The organism is Nonomuraea antri (assembly GCF_013283785.1).
Classification (GTDB): Bacteria; Actinomycetota; Actinomycetes; order Streptosporangiales; family Streptosporangiaceae; genus Nonomuraea; species Nonomuraea antri.
The window spans coordinates 35,713-52,970 of record NZ_JABCPZ010000051.1; the positions used below are offsets into that span (position 1 = coordinate 35,713).

Consider the following 17,258-nt stretch of genomic DNA (forward strand, 5'->3'; position numbering starts at 1 on the left):
GCTGCGGGTAGCCCGACCGCGACGTCTCGTGTGACCAGGAGGTACGCCATGCCCTTCACCCTGCCGCCGCCGGCGCCTTTCGACCCCGCGGCATGTCAAGGCGGGGCACCGCCGCCGCGGCCCGGCCCCGCCGCTCAAGGTTGCCGGCTGGTGGCTCCCTTCTTGCCGATGGGAGCCCGCCCTGAGCTGCTGCTGGCCGGTGGGCGCGGCGCCGTCCTGATCGATACGGCCGGCCGGCGACTGCTGGACACCACCGCCGGGCTCGGCCAGTGCGCGGTCGGCTACGGCAGAGCCGAACTCGCCGAGGCCGCCGCCGCGCAGATGCGCGCCCTGGCCTTCTTCCCGCTGGCGGGCGCCGCCACCGAAGCGGCACTGCGACTGGCCGACCGGCTGGTCGAGCTCGGCCCTGCCGCGATGAGCCGGGTGTTGTTCACCTCCGGCGGCAGCGAGGGCGTGGAGACGGCCATCAAGCTCGCCCGGCTGGCCTGGCACCACCAGGGGGAAGCGGACCGACAGGTGATCTTGACCCGGCACGGCGCCTATCACGGAGCCACCAGCGCCGCCCCGGGGGCCAGCGGCATCGCGGCGTTCCAGCACGGTTTCGGGCCGCCCTCGCCGGGGTTCGTGCACCTGTCGCCCGCGCATGCCCGGCCGCTCGGCGCGAATGCCACAGACGTGCTGGTGGCCGAGTTGGAAGAGAGCATCGAGGAGGTCGGCGCGCGGCGGATCGCCGCCTTGCTCGCCGAGCCGATCATGGGCATGGCCGGGATGATCCCCCCTCCGCCCGGCTACTGGCCGCGCGTGCAGGAGGTATTGCGCCGCCACGGCATCCTGCTCATCACCGATGAGGTGGCGACCGGCTACGGCCGCGCCGCCTGGTTCGCCGCCGCCCACTTCGACCTCGCCCCGGATCTGCTGGTCACCGCGAAGGCGCTGACCAGCGGGTACGTGCCCATGGGCGCGGTCTTGGCCGCCGACCGGGTGCAGGACATGCTGGGCGGCCAACCTTTGATGCACCTGTTCACCTTCGGCGGGCACGCCGCGGCCGCCGCGGTCGCGCTGGCCAACCTCGACCTCATCGAAGGCGAGGGCCTCATCGAGCGGGCCGCCGAACTCGGCGCACGCGTGCTCGCCGAGCTGGGCGCGCTGTCCGATCGGCCGCGCGTGGCGGAGGTGCGGGGAGCGGGGCTGATGCTGGCCATCGAGCTCACTGAGCCGATGCCCGGCCTGAAGGCCCGGGCGATCGCGGCTGGGATCCTGCTGCGCCCAGTCGGCGACCGGGTGGTCCTCACCCCGCCGCTGGTGCTGACCGATGAGCAGGCCGAACGCATCACCGCGTTCCTGATCGCCAATCTGCGGTGACGGACGCGCCAGCCCTGCCGGACGGGAGGAAGAACGGTATGAGGATGTCTACGGCGGGCAGCCCCGCGGCCGAGCTGGCCGCGCTCGCGGACCTCACGGTGCCCATGGCGATCAGGACGGCGGCAGCGCTGCGGCTGGCCGATCACGTCGCCGGCGGCGCGGACACGGCCGAGGCGCTGGCCCGGGCCTCGGCAAGCGACCGCGACGCCGTCGGGCGGCTGATGCGGCACTTGATCCACGCCGGGGTGTTCGCCCGCGACGGGGCGGGCCGCTACCTGCTGACAGCGTTGAGCGAATGCCTGCGCCAGGCCCACCCGAGTGCCGCCAGGCTCGCCCTCGACCCCGGGGCCGCGCTCGGCCGCGCCGACCTCGCCCTGGTCGAGCTGCCGCACGCGATCCGCACCGGCGGGCCCGTCTACGCGCTGCGTTACGGTCGGCCGATGTGGCAGGACCTGGCGGACGAGGTGGAGCTGGCCGGCAGCTTCGACGCCTTCATGGCCGCCCGGATCGCCCGGTCCCTGCCCGCCATCGTCGCCGCGCACGCCTGGCAGGAGCTGGGCAGCGTGCTCGACGCGGGCGGCGGGAACGGCGCGCTGCTCATCGCGCTGTTGCAGGCCTACCCGGCGCTGACCGGAGTCGTGCTCGACCAGCCGGGCACCGTCGAGGCCGCGGCCAAGAACCTGGCCGAGGCCGGGCTGGGCGAACGCGCCCGGGCCGTCGCCGGCGACTTCTTCGGCCCCCTGCCTGCCGGTGCCGGGGGTTACCTGCTGCACGACATCCTGCACGACTGGAACGACGCCGACGCCGCCCGCATCCTCACCCGGTGCGCCGAGGCCGCCGGGGAGCGGGGCTCGGTGTTCGTGATCGAGCGCACCGAGCTCACCGAACGCTTCGACACGGCGATGGACCTGCGCATGCTCGCCTGGTTCGGCGGACGTCAGCGCACCCTGCCCCGGCTCGGCGAGGTGGCCGCGACGGCGGGGCTGGCCATCGCCGACGTCCGCCCGGCCGGCCGGTCCTCGGTCGTGGAGCTGCGGCCGTACCAGCAGTCGTGCGGAACGCAGCAGCAGCATGCTGATCAGCGTCACCACGAGGAGCGCGTCGAAGGCCGCCGGATAGAGGTAGGCCAGGTCCGCCCGCGCCTCGCCGGTGATGGCGAGCGCGCGCAGGTCGTCGAACGACAACACGCACGCGGCCCCGGTCAGGCCGGCGACCGCGAGCCCGGCCAGGGCGATGCCCAGGCGGCGCAGCAGAGAGGGGGAGGTCTCGTCCATGGCGCTTTCGAGACTACAGAAGAATGATGGGCCAGGACCGATCAAGGGAGACACATGAGCGCACTGCCGCAGGACGCCCGCGAGCTGCTGGACGCGCCGAACTACGCGACCGTCACGAGCATCAACCCCGACGGCGGCCCCCAGTCGACCGTGGTGTGGGTGCGCACGGACGGCGACGACGTGATCTTCTCCACCGTCCGGGGACGGCGCAAGCCGCGCAACTTCGAGCGCGACCCGAGGGCGAGCCTGCTGGTCATCGACCCGGAGAACCCGTACCGGTATGTGGAGGTACGTGGCCGGGTGACCATGACGGACGACCCGACCGGTGCGCTCATCGAAGAGCTGTCGCAGAAGTACCGCGGCATGTCGTGGGAGGACAAGCCGGGCACCGAGCGGTTGATCGTCCGAATCGCTCCGGACAAGGTCACGTTGCGGGGCTGAGTATCGGGGTTGAGCATTGCGGGGTTTATTAGACGTGCGACGGCCGCGAAGGCGTTAGCCTTGCCTTCGTGAGCCTGCACATCTACGACACCAGCACGCGCGCCATCCGTGAATTCGTTCCGGTCGAAGCCGGCCGGGCGTCGATTTACCTGTGTGGGGCGACCGTGCAGGCTCCTCCGCACATCGGGCACATCCGCTCGGGCGTGAACTTCGACGTGCTCAGGCGCTGGCTCACGCGTTCCGGGTACGACGTCACGTTCTGCCGTAACGTCACGGACATCGACGACAAGATCATCAGGGTCTCCGCCGCGGAGTCGGTGCCCTGGTTCGTCGTGGCCGAGCGCAACCAGCGCGCCTTCACCTGGGCCTACGACACGCTGGGCTGCCTGCCGCCCACCGTCGAGCCGCGCGCCACGGGCCACGTGCCCGAGATGATCACGCTGATGGAGCGGCTGATCGCGCGCGGGCACGCGTACGCCTCCGGTGGCGACGTCTACTTCAACGTCCAGTCGTACGCCGACGAATACGGCACGCTCTCCAACCAGAAGCTGGAGAACATGCGCCCGGCCGCCGACACCGACGACGAGTCGTGCAAGCGCGACCCGCGCGACTTCGCGCTGTGGAAGGGCGAGAAGCCCGGCGAGCCCACCTGGCCGACCCCGTGGGGGCCCGGGCGTCCCGGCTGGCACCTGGAGTGCTCGGCGATGGCCACGAAGTATCTCGGGCCGACGTTCGACATCCACGGCGGCGGTCTCGACCTGATCTTCCCGCACCACGAGAACGAGATCGCCCAGTCCCAGGCGGCCGGCGACGGGTTCGCCCGCTACTGGATGCACAACGGCATGCTCAAGATCGGCGCCGAGAAGATGAGCAAGTCGCTGGGCAACTCGCTGCTCATTCCGGACATGGTGCAGAAGGTCCGTCCGGTCGAGCTGCGCTACTACCTGGCCGCGCCGCACTACCGCTCCTCGATCGAGTATTCCGAGGAGGCGCTGCTGGAGGCCGCGGCGGCGTACCAGCGCATCGAGGGCTTCGTCACGCGCGCCGCCGAGGTCATCCACGACGTCGACGCCGACGCGCCGCTGCCCCAGGCGTTCTCCGACGCGCTCGACGACGACCTGGGCACGCCGCAGGCGCTCGCCGTCGTGCACGAGGTGGTCCGCGAGGGCAACGTCGCGCTGTCGCGCGGCGACAAGGAGGCCGTCGCGCGGCTGCTCGCCGAGACCCAGAACATGCTCGACGTCCTGGGCCTCGACCCGCGCTCGCCCCAGTGGCGCGGCACCGGCTCCGACCTGACGCCCGTCGTCGACGCGCTGGTGGCGGTGGCGCTGGAGCAGCGCAAGGCGGCCAGGGCGCGTAAGGACTACGCGGCCGCCGACGCGATCAGAGACCAGCTCGGCGCGGCCGGCATCACGGTCGAAGACACTCCGCAGGGGCCGCGCTGGGAGCTCAGCCGCTGACAGAGCGTGTCCACCGGGACAGACCGGGTCATGGGCACGAGTACCCTTGGTGTCATGGCAGCAGGGGGTAGGGCGTCGGGCAGGCCCGCGAAGAAGAAGGGCCCGTCCAAGGGCACCGGTGGTCAGGTACGCCGGGGCCTCGAGGGCAGGGGCGCGACTCCGCCCGCCGAAATGCGCCACTGGTACAAGGACAAGGCGCGCGCCGAGCGCATCGCCCGTGAAGACCGCGGCGGGGCGCGCCGTCCCGCCGGTCAGGCCAGGCAACGGCGCTCGGAAGACGCCCCGGAATACATCGGCGGCCGCAACCCGGTCCTGGAGGCTCTGCAGGCCGGCGTGCCGTGCAGTGCGCTCTACGTGGCCCAGCGCATCGACAACGACGACCGCGTCCGCGACGCCATCAAGATCGCGGCCGAGCGCGGCATCGCCCTGCTCGAGGTCAGCCGCGACAAGCTCGACCGCATGACCGAGGGCGCCGTCCACCAGGGCGTCGCGCTGCAGATCCCGGCCTACGACTACGCGCACCCGTCCGAGCTGGTCGACCTGGCCCACGACGCCGCGGAGACGCCCCTGATCGTGGCGCTCGACGGCGTCACCGACCCGCGCAACCTGGGCGCCATCGCCCGTTCCGCCACGGCCTTCGGCGCCCACGGCCTGCTCGTCCCCTCGCGCCGCTCGGCCGGCGTCACGGGCGGCGCCTGGAAGACCTCCGCGGGCACGCTCGCCACCCTCCGCGTCGCCCGCGCCGCCAACCTCACCGCCGCCCTGCGCGAATACCGCGAGGCGGGCCTGTTCGTCATCGGCCTCGACGGCGCCGGCCAGGCCGACATCGGCGACGTCGACCTGCTCACCGAACCGCTGGTGGTCGTGGTCGGCTCCGAGGGTAAGGGCCTGTCGAGGCTCGTACGTGAGCAGTGCGACGTGGTGACGCGCATCCCGATGCAGGCGGCCGCCGAGTCGCTGAACGCGGGGGTGGCGGCCGGCGTGGCGTTGTACGAGGTCGCTCGTCACAGGCGTCGCTAGCGTCTACACTGGTAGGCCGCGCCGACGTAGCTCAATCGGCAGAGCATCTGTCTTGTAAACAGAAGGTCAGGGGTTCGATTCCCCTCGTCGGCTCTTCTGGGAAACCCAGGTCATCATGGCGGTGACCTGGGCTTTCGCCTGTTGTTGATCAGGCGCAGATGTCCGGCTGTGTTCGGTCAGTACTGGCTGGCGACGGCGGGCCATGCCCAATGAGTGCCCACGCGTTTGGTTCTGGACTTCCTGCGGCAATGGTGGGGCGCTCTCAAGGGTCACGCATCGTGCGGGGGCGACGTTGAAGCTGCCGTGCAGGGTGTTGGGCAGCGCGACGTCTAGGTCCGTCGTGTGGCGCCGTCACCGTATAACGGTCGGTCCGAAAGCACGGGCCTTGGGAGAGAGAGGGCAATAACCTGCACTATGTAAGATTTATTCTAATTTGTGACGGATTGCAGGTAGTTCTTGGCGTGCCACAAAGCATGTTCTGACTCTGAGGTCACAGTAACGGCACCATGATCGTCCTTCCATTACATTTTTTAGCTCAGCCCGATACCCTGCATATTCCTCAGTAGGGCGACTGTGGTGGAGGCTGCGAGTGACGGACCGTGGCATTGATAATCCGATCATCAACTCGCCTTACCTGGCTCCAACCAGGCACTTCACCTTCGACAATGACGGGATCACCGGCGAGATCGCAGAGGGTCGTCGGCCTAGCGCCTACTTCATCCCGATACCTAAGGCCCGCAAGCGCGCCGTTCAGGTCGAACTCGACCTATCCGAACTGGGCCTAACCGCCGATCAGATCGAGCCCAACCACTTCGTCAACTCCATCCGGGCGAAGGTGGACCGCTGGCGGATGCTTGGCTATCCGCACGTAACCCCGACCTCGCGTCACCTGCTGGAGTATTGGAGCGATCCCGGGCGGGACAACCCCATCCTGTTCTGCCAGCGAGAAGCGGTCGAGACCGCGATCTATCTGGCCGAAGCCGTACATAAGGACGGCGACTCCTCCATCCCGAACAAACTTGGCGATATCAACAAGGAACACAACGGCGGTCTCAGCCGGGTGGCGCTCAAGATGGCGACCGGGTCGGGAAAAACCATCGTGATGGCGATGCTCATCACCTGGCAGACCCTAAACAAGGTCGCGAGTCCCAAAGACAGGCGGTACGCCAAGCGCTTCCTGGTCGTCGCCCCCGGCATCACCATCCGCGACCGGCTTCGGGTTCTCCTTCCTGAGGACGAGGGCAATTATTACCGGCTCCGTGACCTCGTCCCTGCCGAGATGTACGGCGCGCTCCGCCAGGTGAAACTTTCGATCATCAACTTTCACGCCTTCCAGCACCGTGAGACCAAGATCGGGCGGGGGGTGTCCAAAACCTCGAAGGAAGTGCTGACGGGAAAGAAGGGCGGGACGAGCCCCTTCCTAGAGACCATCGGCCAGATGGTCAACCGGGTCGTCGGCGACCTGGGTGGCACCTCGGAGATCGTTGTGCTCAACGATGAGGCCCACCACTGCTACCGCGACCGGATTGCCGACCCTCTGGATGGCGGCGATACGACCCTGAAGGGGGAGGAGCGAAAGGAGGCTGAGGACCGCAACGACGAAGCGCGCGTCTGGTTCCGTGGCCTCCAGGCCGTCAAAGCCAAGCTCGGCGTCAAGACTGTCTACGACCTCTCGGCCACCCCCTTTTTTCTGTCGGGTTCTGGGTACCGGGAGGGCACGTTGTTCCCTTGGGTGGTCAGCGACTTCTCCCTGATTGACGCCATCGAGTCGGGCATCGTCAAGATTCCTCGCGTACCGGTGAACGACAACGCCACTACGAGCAATGTCACGTACTTGAACCTCTGGCAGAACATCCGTGACGGGCTACCAAGGAAGGGACGGGCCAAAGATGGTGGAGTCTCGGCCGACCACCTTCCCCCAGCGCTAGAAGGCGCGCTGCACAGCCTCTACGACTCCTACAAGAAGTCGTATGAGGACTGGAAGGGCTCCCCGGCGGCCGAGCACGGTGATCCACCGCCGGTCTTCATCGTGGTCTGCAACAACACCACGGTCTCCAAGCTGGTCTTCGACTGGATCAGTGGCTGGGACCGAGAGGTCGACGCGGAGATCACGGTCACAGTCCCAGGAAGGCTGAGGCTGTTCTCCAACGTCGACGAGCATGGCCGTCGCCTGCACCGGACCCCAACCATCCTGGTCGATTCCAAGCAGTTTGAATCCGGTGAGCTAACCCCGGAGTTCCGCAAGGCTCTCGGCCCCGAGATCGAGGAGTTCAAGCAGGAGTACATCCGCCGTTTCCCCGGTCGCAGTGCCGACAAGGTGGACGATGCGCTGATCCTGCGCGAAGTGATGAACACCGTCGGGAAGAAGGACACTCTCGGCGAGCACGTCCGCTGCGTGGTCAGCGTCTCCATGCTCACCGAGGGCTGGGACGCTAACACCGTCACTCACATCCTCGGTGTCCGCGCCTTCGGCACTCAGCTCCTGTGCGAGCAGGTGGTTGGGCGCGGCCTGCGCCGCCGCTCATACGCGGTGGACGAGAACGGCTTCTTTACCCCGGAGTACGCCGATGTGTACGGGGTCCCATTCCAGTTCATTCCCACTGTCGGCGGGAGCCCTGGCCCGGACCCCAAGCCGAACCGTCGGGTGCGCGCAGCGGACGACCGAGCCCATGCCGAGATTACCTTTCCCCGGCTGGCCGGCTACCGGATCGAGCTACCCGACGAGGAACTGGTTCCCGCATTCGGCCCGGACAGCCGGATGACGCTTAGTACCGATCTCATCCCCACCCTCACCGAGGTTTCCGGCATCGTCGGCCTGGGCCGTACCGACCTGCTGGCGGAGCTGCGGAGCAAGCGGGAGCAGGAGATCGCCTTCCAGCTCGCCAAGCAGGTCAGCGAGATGTACCTGGCCGACCCAGAAGACCGTAAGCCGTGGCTTTTTCCGCAGACGCTCTACATCACTAAGAGATGGCTCGCCGAATGCGTGACCCTCGCCGGTGATGGGTTCCTGGGGATGCTCACTCTCTCGGAGCTGGCCGACCAAGCGGCCCGCCGGATCAAGGACTCCATCGTCACCGCGCGGGGTGTCAGGCGCCCCCGGTCTCTCCCAATCTTCCGCCCGTTCGACCATATTGGATCTACCGCTGAGGTGAACTTCTTCACCACCAAGGCGGTCTATCCGACTGCGGAGGAGAAGAGCCACGTCAACTTCGTCGTCCTCGACGGGCCGGGTGGTAACACCTGGGAGGAGAAGCTCTCCCGGATCCTGGAGGCAATGCCACAGGCCGCGGCCTACGTGAAAAACGATCACCTCGGGTTCAACATTCCGTACACGATCGGCGGCCGGACCCGACAGTACCTGCCAGACTTCCTGGTACGGCTCGCGCCCTCGGAATCGGCCGGTGACCTCGTCCACACGCTGATCGTGGAGGTGTCCGGAAGCCACAAACCGGCTGAGCAAGCACGGGAGAAGGCCCGCACCGCAAGGAATCAGTGGGTGCCGGCCGTCAACAACCACACCGGTTTCGGCCGGTGGAGCTACTGCGAGTTAAAGAACCCAACCACGTTCCGCTCCGACCTGGAGGCCGCGGTTCAGGCCCTGTACGGCGGGACGGGAACGAGCGCCCAGCTCGGTCCAGAGTGGGACGCCGAAGAAGAGCCTTGGTTGATCAGCGCGGGAGAGGGAGCGTAAGGATGTTGCCGAAGAATGCAGCGGCCACCCCGGTCAGGTCGCTCAAGCACGAGGACAAGCGGGTCAACATCCCCACCGCCGACTCGCGCGACCTGCTGGACGAGGAGGCGGCCGAGCCGTCGCGGCTGCTCTATCCGCGTAATGTCGACCTCGACCCGCAGCTCGTCTGGAAGGGCAAGGACGAGCAGGACCCACGGGAACTGGTCGTCGACGCGCCGCCGATCTACATCCAGGAGAAGATAGACCCGCGCGTCTTGATCGAAAACCTCCGCCGTACGGCCGAGCGGGTCGAAGAGGAGCCGGAACTCACACTTTTCGACGACTTCGATGGCCTCGATGGCACGGACCTGATCGAGTTTTACAAGCACGGGGCCAACTGGTCGAACCGGATGATCCTCGGCGACTCATTGCAGGTCATGGGGTCACTTGCCGAAAAGGAGAATCTTCGAGGGAAAGTCCAGATGGTCTACCTTGACCCGCCCTACGGGATCAAGTTCGGCTCCAACTTTCAGGCTTCTACCGGCAAGCGGGATGTCAAGGACGGCAAGGTCGAGGACCTCACTCGTGAGGTTGAGCAGATCAAGGCTTTCCGCGACACGTGGAAGCACGGGATCAGCTCGTATCTCGCCTATCTTCGAGACCGCTTGGTTATTGCCCGTGATCTCTTGGCCGAATCTGGCAGCATCTTCGTTCAGATTGGAGACGCCAATCTTCACCTTGTTCGTTCGCTGCTCGACGAGATCTTCGATGTCGAGAATTTCTGTGCGCAGATCTCGTTCCGCACGACTACCGGAGCAACGGGAAACCTCTTGCCTGGCACCGTGGACTACATTCTCTGGTACGCCAAGGATGCTGAGCAAGTGAAGTATCGCCAGCTCTTTCGTCTGAAGGAGGTGGGCGGCCAGGGGGCGGGGGCATACTCGATGGTCGAAGAAAGTGGCGGCCTGCGACGCCGAATGACCAAGGAAGAGCGGCTTGATCCTTCTCTACTCCCGGAGGGGTCTCGCATATTCCGGCTCGATAATCTCACTAGTCAAAGCGCCGGCAGGGAGAAAGGTGAGGGGGCGGCATCGTGGTTTCCGGTAGAGTATGGAGGGCGGACCTTCCGCCCAACAATGCAGTCCCGTTGGAAAACGAATGAGCACGGCATGGCCCGGCTATTGGCCGCTAGCCGCCTCGGCATTGCCGGAAATACCTTATCCTATGTTCGCTTTATAGATGATTTCCCTGCGTTTCCGATCAATAATTTTTGGGACGACACGAGCGTTGCAGGTTTCGGCGACCCAAAAATGTATGTCGTCCAGACGAATGCTAAAGTAATTGAGCGCTGCCTGCTAATGACGACTGATCCGGGGGATCTGATTCTTGATCCTACCTGTGGTTCTGGCACCAGCGCGTACGTCGCTGAAGAGTGGGGGCGGCGCTGGATCACAATTGACACATCGCGCGTATCGCTTGCCCTCTCTCGGCAAAGAATCATGGGTGCGAAGTACCCCTTCTATCTACTCGCTGATTCCGAGGAGGGGCAGCGTCAAGAGTCGAAGATTACTGGGCAACCCTCCTTCGCTACCACGTATGGGGGCGATGTACGCAAGGCGTTCGTCTATCAGCGAGTTCCACACATCATGCTCAGCTCGATCGCAAAGAACCCTGATATCAGGGAAGGAATGACTCGCAAGCAGGTCGACGAAGCAATTGCTCGACATTCAGAGCAAGAGTTGCTCTATGACAAGCCGTATGTGGACAACGGAAAAGTCCGAGTGGCTGGTCCGTTTACGGTAGAGAGTTTGGCGCCGCACAAGACAATCCCGGCTGCCGTACAGACCGGAACCGAGCAGGCTGCAGAGGGAGAAGACTCCTCCAGCTTCGAGCAGTCGATCCTTGACAACCTGGCAAAGGCCGGGGTGCAGAACGGCCGGAAGAAAGAGCGGCTGGAATTCGAGTCGCTTGCACCATACGCAGGGGAGTTGATCCATGCGGAAGGGGTCCGGAAGAACGGTGAGAAGGGTACGCCGCAGCGGATCGGGGTGAGTATCGGTCCGCAATACGGCACCGTGGATCCGAACTGGATCCGGCGGGCTGCTCGTGAGGCGATCATGGGGATGGGCTTCGACCTACTCATCATCTGTGCGTTCGCGTTCGACCCGCAGGCGGTGAAGACCACCGAGGAGTTCAAGCCGAACGCGGAGGATTTCGCCTCTGTGCAGGAGGAGCGCAAGTTCGGCCGGCTCCCGATCCTGCTGGTCCGGATGAACTCCGACCTGGTGATGGCCGACGTCCTGAAGAAAACCGGGAGCGGCAACCTGTTCATGGTCTTTGGCGAGCCGGATATCGACATCCAGCGGACGGCCGAGGGCATCGTCGTGGAGATCCGAGGAATCGACGTCTACGACCCGACCCAGGGCACGATCCGCTCAAACGGCACGAACGAAATTGCCCTCTGGATGATTGACGCTGACTATGACGGCGAGTCCTTCTTTGTCCGGCACTGCTACTTCACTGGTGGTCACGACCCGTACAAACGGCTCAAGCAGGCACTCAAGGCGGATATCAACGAGGACGCCTGGGCGACTCTCTACGCTACCTGTTCGCAACCGTTCCGGGCTCCGACTAGCGGAAAGATCGCGGTTAAGGTGATCAATCACTATGGCGACGAGGTTCTCCAGGTTTACGACCTGTGAAGGGGCTGGCTCTCGCAAATTGCACACCCGGCAACAGGTAGGTTGACTGAGTGAGTAAGAGATGAGCAGGGAAAAGAAGCGGCGGGCACGGAGCGCGAAGAAACAACGAGCGCGTTCGCAAGGGGCGCGTGCAGGCCGGAGCGACGCATCCTCTAGTGAAATTACAATCGCGGAGGTCTATGAGCGGATGGCTCGGTACGTGCGCTCGACCACTAGTTACGAGGAAGCTGCGGCGGCGGCGCGGGCGGATCTGCAATCGGCGGTCGAGGAAGTTTCTCGGCTGGCATGCGGCCTCGACTTGATCAAAGTCGTTTCGAGTGTTCGCGTCGCCATGATCATGAACCGGGTTACGACCGGAGTGGATGTGTCGGCTGCCGTTCTAGAACTGATCACACTGGTCCTGGCATGTCGCGATTCCGCCACCTCGAAACCGGCTGCTGAACCAGACGAGTCCGCGTTCATGCCCCCGCATCTAGAGGCGGCGTCTCGGGAGGCTTTGGCTACGGGCAGCATGATGGCGATGTTCGACTCGCCTCCATCAGATGCGGAAAGCGCGATCCTCTTCTATTCGGTTCAACGTGAAATAACCCTCCGCAACGCGGTTTATCCTCACATGTTGCTTGATACCCTTCACGGTCTATTCGCGGACCCGGCTGTGAATAATGAATGCCGAACCGTTTTGGGCTTCACGGGCTTGGAAGCCGTAAACGTGATAGAAGCGGTCCGGTCGCTGTCGATCTCGGAGTTGGGGAAGCGGTTCGCGGGCTTGGAGTCTGCTCGGGATGAAAGTCTCCCTTATATCCTGTCGTGGATGAGCGATCGCCAAGGCGAGGCGCAGCCATCAACGGAGGAGCATCGCATTGCGGCGCAGAAAGTGTTCGACGCGGTTCAGGGCCTCACCACGAACATCGACCATGCAACGGTCATCGACCCTGAAGCTATAGCCCAGCGCACCGGGTATGAGCGCTCCACCGTCGAGACGATTCTTGAGGCCTTCAGCTTGCCTAGCTTGACCGAAGTAGATGAGATTCTAGGCCGCTTCTTTCAAGGGGATAACCCCTTACGTGTAGCGCCCATTGTAACCGGCGCACAGGGGCGACGGATGCTTGTCCATGACGGTCTTGCGCTGCCAGCGGTTCGGGAGGTAATTGAGACTAGACTCGCAGCGGCAAACCGCTGGGACGCCTACAAGCGTAACCGTGGCGAGTGGGTCGAGAAGACCGCCATCGATTTGCTTGCTGGTGTGCTTCCGGGTGCTCAAGTCTTCCGCGGTTTCAATTATTTTGTCCCCGACCCGAAAGCGGCCATACTCCAGACCGAACCTGAAAAGTTCACCAAGCGCGTCGAAGGCGACGGCCTCATGCTGATTGACGACGTTGCCTTGCTCATCGAGGTGAAGGCCGTCGCGTTGACCGCCGAAGCGCGCGGTGGCGTCGCCCGGCGACTGCGGGGAAAGCTGCGCGACATCGTCACCGATGCAGCGAACCAAGCCGAGCGGCTGCGTGAACGCATCATTACCGACAAGCGGATACGGCTGGATGACGATCAGTGGATTGATGTCAGCGGCGTCCGGGAGATACACACGATCGCGGTCGGACTCGAAGATCTCTCTGGCGTGACCACCGCGACAACGATGCTGCTCGCCGCCGGTATCCTCAAGCCAGACCATATCCCCTGGACAGTGTCGGTGCACGATCTTCGCATCGTATGCGAGTTGCTGGACCATCCCAGCGAACTGCTGCTCTATCTGCGCCGCCGCACCGAGCCGGAGGCGACGTGGAAATATCGCGCGGTTGATGAGCTCGACCTCTTTTTGCTTTTCCTCCATCGCGGCCTCTACGTCGAACGGGACCCGCGAAGAACAGCGGAGGAGCTGCCGTGGGCGGAGCCGCCGTCAACTGCTACCCTTCGCCGCTTTGCGGCACAAGGCCCCGAGTTTGTCACCAGCCACACCGAACCACTCGACGCCTGGTACGACTCACAACTTGACTCATCTGCGTCACCGGCAGACAAGCCACGACTCAACGCGGATCAAAAGCTTCTCGAACTTGTTGAGCAAATCACGGGAACCGAAGCCCCGGGCTGGCTATCGACCGCAACGTCCTTGTTAGAAGGCGACGGAAAGGTTCAGCGGAGATTCGGCCGTTATGCCACCGACCTCGCAAAGCTTGTACGTCGCGACCGAAAGCACCACTCAGTTACCCATCTGATGGGCGAAACCTCAGGCAATCACGTTCTACTCGTCTGGGCATGCCACGGACCAGACGAAGACGTCGACACCGTCGTGTCTTATCTAATGGACTACCTCCACGCCAAGAAGTATCAGACCGGCGCCTACCGTGCAGCGTGTATGCTTTTCGACGCAAGCGGCAAGCATCTCCTACGACTCCTGTACGACAATCGGCCGCCGCAACCGGATCCAGTGTTGGAGAAGGCCGCGGCCCGCCTCGTGCCACTCGAAAGAATGGCGCGGACCATGCCCAGACCGATGCGTCCACATTAAGCCGCATCATCAACCCGAAGAGGGTCGCCGACGCATGACGATACGGAAGACGTCAGCGGAGCCAGGTGCCGGGGGTGCACGCCTGCGTGAGTCCGGGAACCTGATCGCGAGTTTACGTTGAATCGGTCGAGCTGCCCGGGTGCTGTTCAGGATTGACAAGCGGGCCTCTTGGCGCGCCGCCGAAAGTGGGGCTGGACTTTGGCATGGTCCAGCCCCCGCGATCAGATGCTGCTTATCAACCCCGTAGAGCTTCGCTGATGCGGCGCATGGCGACTTCGTCTTGGCCGACGAGACACTTGGCATAGGTGCTCAGAAGGACCTTGACGCTGTTGCCGGCCCACTCGGCGACTTGCTTCGCGGGTACACCTGCGTTGAGCCACGTGGATAGGCAGGCATGTCGTAGATCGTAAGGGCGTTTGGCGAGTGGTGATGAGTACTCTGCTGAGCTGAAGGTGGTTCTTCGCGCGGCGTCCCAGGTGCGGCGAATAGTGGTCGTGGAAAGTTCGCGGCCCCCGATGCCATGGAACACGATGCCGTTCGTCCTGACGCCGGAGGTTTCTAGGTGTGTGCGCAGGATCGTGACCAGCTCAGGAGTACAGGGAACTGGCCGGGATTCTCCCTCTGCGCGGTGCTTGAGTCCTCGGTCATCTCGACTGTTTCCTGAGTCGGTCCATTCTTTGCCTGCATGGGGTGCTGCGCGCGTGAGATGTATCTCTCCCCACATCCCTTCGTCGGTCGGCAAGGTGAGATTGGTCTCATGCAGCTTGACGGCTTCCTCGGGGCGTAGGCCGGCGAAGTAGAGAACTGCGAAGAAGGGCATCAGCGGCCGGCGGGACCGCTGTATGCGCGCGGCGTGAACGGCACGCACAGGCTGCATGCCGCACGGCTGCTCAGCATGCCCGCCATCTGGGTCGAGATCACGCAAGAAGCTCTGCCTCTCCAGATCACTTCCGATGACCTCGATGTTTGGGAAGGTGAGGAGCCTGAGCAGTTGGTGGCATGCTGGCGGGGATTGCTGGCTCGCGGGTTGGCTCATGGCACGGTAGAGGACGATTCCTTTTCTGTGCGCTTGAGCATCTTTCATCTAGATGACGTGGTGGCACCCTGGCTGCTGCTCCAACCGGAAAAGGCGATCGCGTGGGCTGCGATCTACGAGCGGACTTACCCCGGAGCTTTGGAAACCTGCGGCATCCCACCCTAGAGTAGTCAGGAGTGGTTCGACTGGCTGGCGACCAGGCAGAGTTAATGCCCGCCTCTCCGCGGCGGGCCTTGGACGTGCCCAATGCTGTCCCAAGGGTGAGGGCGAACTGACAGTCCAGGCGGCGGAACTGCAGGTCAGAGCGTCGTACAGGTCGTGGTGCGTCTTCCTCTTGTAAACAGAAGGTCAGGGGTTCGATTCCCCTCGTCGGCTCTGCGTGAAGAGGCCCCTGAACTGGAGTTTCCGGTTCAGGGGCCTCTTCGTTTGTCAGGACAATCTTGAGATCTTGCTAACATGGGGGCCCTTGGTCGCTCGGCGAAGACGTCGGCGGCGGTGGCCGCCTGTTCGTGGATGACGTGGCGTAGACCCTGAGGGTGATCGCCGGGTCGGCGTGGCCGAGACGGGCCGCGACGACGTGGACGGGAACGCCGGCCAGGAGCAGGGTCGTGGCGTGGATGTGGCGGAGGCCGTGCAGGCGGGCGTGGGGGAGTTGGGCTCTCGGGTTCTGCTTGTTGTGGGTCTCGATGAGCTCGGGCATGAGCGAGCTGGGCGTGTCCGGGAAGAGCGGATCTCCCCAGCCGGTGGTGAAGACGTACGCGCCTCCGCCCTTCCAGGACTCGCCGAGCCTTAGGCGTTCCTCGTCCTGGCGGGCGCGGTGGGCCTTGAGGACTCTGACTGTGCTGGGGTCGAGGGACACGACGCGGGACCGCCCGCTCTTGGTGGTGCCCTCGACGCGTTGGCGGGCGATCACCGCTGCGGGGCCGGTTTTGTGGATCTGCGGTTTGTCCAGGTCCACGTCCGTCCAGCGAAGGTTGAGCAGTTCGCCTCGGGGACAACGGTTGCGTGAAAGTAGGACTACTGTGGTTGAACTCGTGATGTCGCCGGGTGGCATAGGTGGGTCTGATTGTCGGGCCGGTCTCGGTGAGGCGGCCGTCTATGACCAGACCGCTGGCCGCCGCTGATTACCTGGTGCGCTCAGTGCGGTCGTCGTACTCTTCGCGGGCGGTGATGACTTCTTCGATGTGCAGCACGGACCACTCCGTGAGCGCCTTCAGCGGTTCCCGTAGCGTCTGGCCGAGCGCGGTCAGCTCATACTCCACGTGCGGCGGCACCTCTGGGTAGACGGTCCGGCTGACCAGCCCGTCGCGTTCGAGGGTGCGCAGCGTCTGGGTGAGCATCTTCTCGCTCACGCCCGCCAGCGCCTGCCGGAGATGGCCGAACCGGGAGGTCCCGTTCCGGCCGAGTTCGCCCAGCACGAGGACCGCCCACTTGCTGCCGATCTGGTCGAGCAGGTCCCGCGACGGGCAGCCGCGCTCGTACGGATCGAATGACGGCATGGGCCCGGTCGCATTCTCGACAGCAGCCATACGGCTCACCTCTATGCTTTCGCTGCGGTAAGTACCCTACCAAGAAGTGGCTACTCCCCAACAGAGAGTGTTCAGGTCATTCTGTATTCCATCCCGCGGCGGACGGACCGCGGCAGGCGTGCGAGGCACGCGTGGAAGGAAGGAATGACCATCATGCCGATCGTCGTCACTGGAGCCACCGGCCAGCTGGGCAGGCTCACCCTCGAGGCACTGCTGCGGCGCGAGATCCCGGCCGCGGACATCATCGCGACCGGCCGGGAC

11 protein-coding genes, 1 tRNA gene and 2 pseudogenes are annotated in these 17,258 nt (G+C 64.7%); 10 read left to right on the plus strand and 4 right to left on the minus strand.

Going from position 1 to position 17,258, the window contains the following annotated elements; translation table 11 throughout:
* Positions 1 to 150: 150 nt before the first annotated feature.
* Both HII36_RS18975 and HII36_RS59200 read left to right on the plus strand, forming a co-directional pair.
* Complete coding sequence (locus HII36_RS18975; protein WP_217369684.1) at positions 151 to 1,362, plus strand: aminotransferase family protein; 1,212 nt, start codon at positions 151 to 153, stop codon at positions 1,360 to 1,362.
* A 104-nt stretch (positions 1,363 to 1,466) separates the two neighbouring features.
* A pseudogene (locus HII36_RS59200) lies at positions 1,467 to 2,333 on the plus strand (methyltransferase); the annotation flags it as partial.
* A 144-nt stretch (positions 2,334 to 2,477) separates the two neighbouring features.
* On the opposite strand, the pseudogene HII36_RS59205 reads toward HII36_RS59200, so the two are convergent.
* A pseudogene (locus HII36_RS59205) lies at positions 2,478 to 2,636 on the minus strand (hypothetical protein); the annotation flags it as partial.
* A gap of 54 nt (positions 2,637 to 2,690) precedes the next feature.
* Between HII36_RS59205 and HII36_RS18990 the strand changes: the two are divergent.
* The 7 genes from HII36_RS18990 to HII36_RS19020 all read left to right on the plus strand — a co-directional run bounded on the left by HII36_RS18990 (position 2,691) and on the right by HII36_RS19020 (position 14,432).
* Positions 2,691 to 3,077: a PPOX class F420-dependent oxidoreductase gene (locus HII36_RS18990; RefSeq protein ID WP_173524545.1), complete on the plus strand. Its 387-nt coding sequence runs from the start codon at positions 2,691 to 2,693 to the stop codon at positions 3,075 to 3,077.
* 68 nt (positions 3,078 to 3,145) lie between these two features.
* Positions 3,146 to 4,537 carry a cysteine--tRNA ligase gene (gene cysS / locus HII36_RS18995; RefSeq protein ID WP_173524546.1) on the plus strand — a complete coding sequence of 464 codons (1,392 nt, stop codon included), beginning with the start codon at positions 3,146 to 3,148 and terminating at the stop codon, positions 4,535 to 4,537.
* A 54-nt stretch (positions 4,538 to 4,591) separates the two neighbouring features.
* On the plus strand, positions 4,592 to 5,557 hold the full coding sequence (gene rlmB / locus HII36_RS19000) for a 23S rRNA (guanosine(2251)-2'-O)-methyltransferase RlmB (protein ID WP_173524547.1): 966 nt from the start codon (positions 4,592 to 4,594) through the stop codon (positions 5,555 to 5,557).
* Positions 5,558 to 5,577: 20 nt separating this feature from the next.
* Positions 5,578 to 5,650, plus strand: a tRNA-Thr gene (locus tag HII36_RS19005).
* Between the two features lie 496 nt (positions 5,651 to 6,146).
* The gene (locus tag HII36_RS19010; protein ID WP_217369685.1) at positions 6,147 to 9,248 is read left to right on the plus strand and encodes a BPTD_3080 family restriction endonuclease; all 3,102 of its coding nucleotides are present in this window, start codon (positions 6,147 to 6,149) and stop codon (positions 9,246 to 9,248) included.
* Positions 9,249 to 9,250: 2 nt separating this feature from the next.
* Positions 9,251 to 11,929, plus strand: coding sequence for a site-specific DNA-methyltransferase (locus HII36_RS19015; protein ID WP_173524548.1), 2,679 nt, complete (start codon positions 9,251 to 9,253; stop codon positions 11,927 to 11,929).
* A gap of 61 nt (positions 11,930 to 11,990) precedes the next feature.
* Positions 11,991 to 14,432 (plus strand): hypothetical protein, encoded by a 2,442-nt coding sequence (locus tag HII36_RS19020; RefSeq protein ID WP_173524549.1) that lies wholly within the window; start codon positions 11,991 to 11,993, stop codon positions 14,430 to 14,432.
* A gap of 235 nt (positions 14,433 to 14,667) precedes the next feature.
* Here the strand turns inward: HII36_RS19020 and HII36_RS19025 are convergent, their stop codons facing one another.
* Complete coding sequence (locus tag HII36_RS19025; protein WP_236003640.1) at positions 14,668 to 15,252, minus strand: site-specific integrase; 585 nt, start codon at positions 15,250 to 15,252, stop codon at positions 14,668 to 14,670.
* 33 nt (positions 15,253 to 15,285) lie between these two features.
* Here HII36_RS19025 and HII36_RS56660 point away from each other — a divergent pair, with 33 nt between their 5' ends.
* A complete protein-coding gene (locus HII36_RS56660; RefSeq protein WP_236003641.1) occupies positions 15,286 to 15,633 on the plus strand; it encodes a hypothetical protein in 348 nt (115 codons plus the stop codon).
* Positions 15,634 to 15,919: 286 nt separating this feature from the next.
* Here the strand turns inward: HII36_RS56660 and HII36_RS19030 are convergent, their stop codons facing one another.
* Together HII36_RS19030 and HII36_RS19035 are read right to left on the minus strand one after the other, a co-directional pair.
* Complete coding sequence (locus tag HII36_RS19030) at positions 15,920 to 16,426, minus strand: tyrosine-type recombinase/integrase (protein WP_173524551.1); 507 nt, start codon at positions 16,424 to 16,426, stop codon at positions 15,920 to 15,922.
* 166 nt (positions 16,427 to 16,592) lie between these two features.
* Complete coding sequence (locus tag HII36_RS19035; RefSeq protein ID WP_202609808.1) at positions 16,593 to 16,967, minus strand: winged helix-turn-helix transcriptional regulator; 375 nt, start codon at positions 16,965 to 16,967, stop codon at positions 16,593 to 16,595.
* Positions 16,968 to 17,258 lie beyond the last annotated feature (291 nt).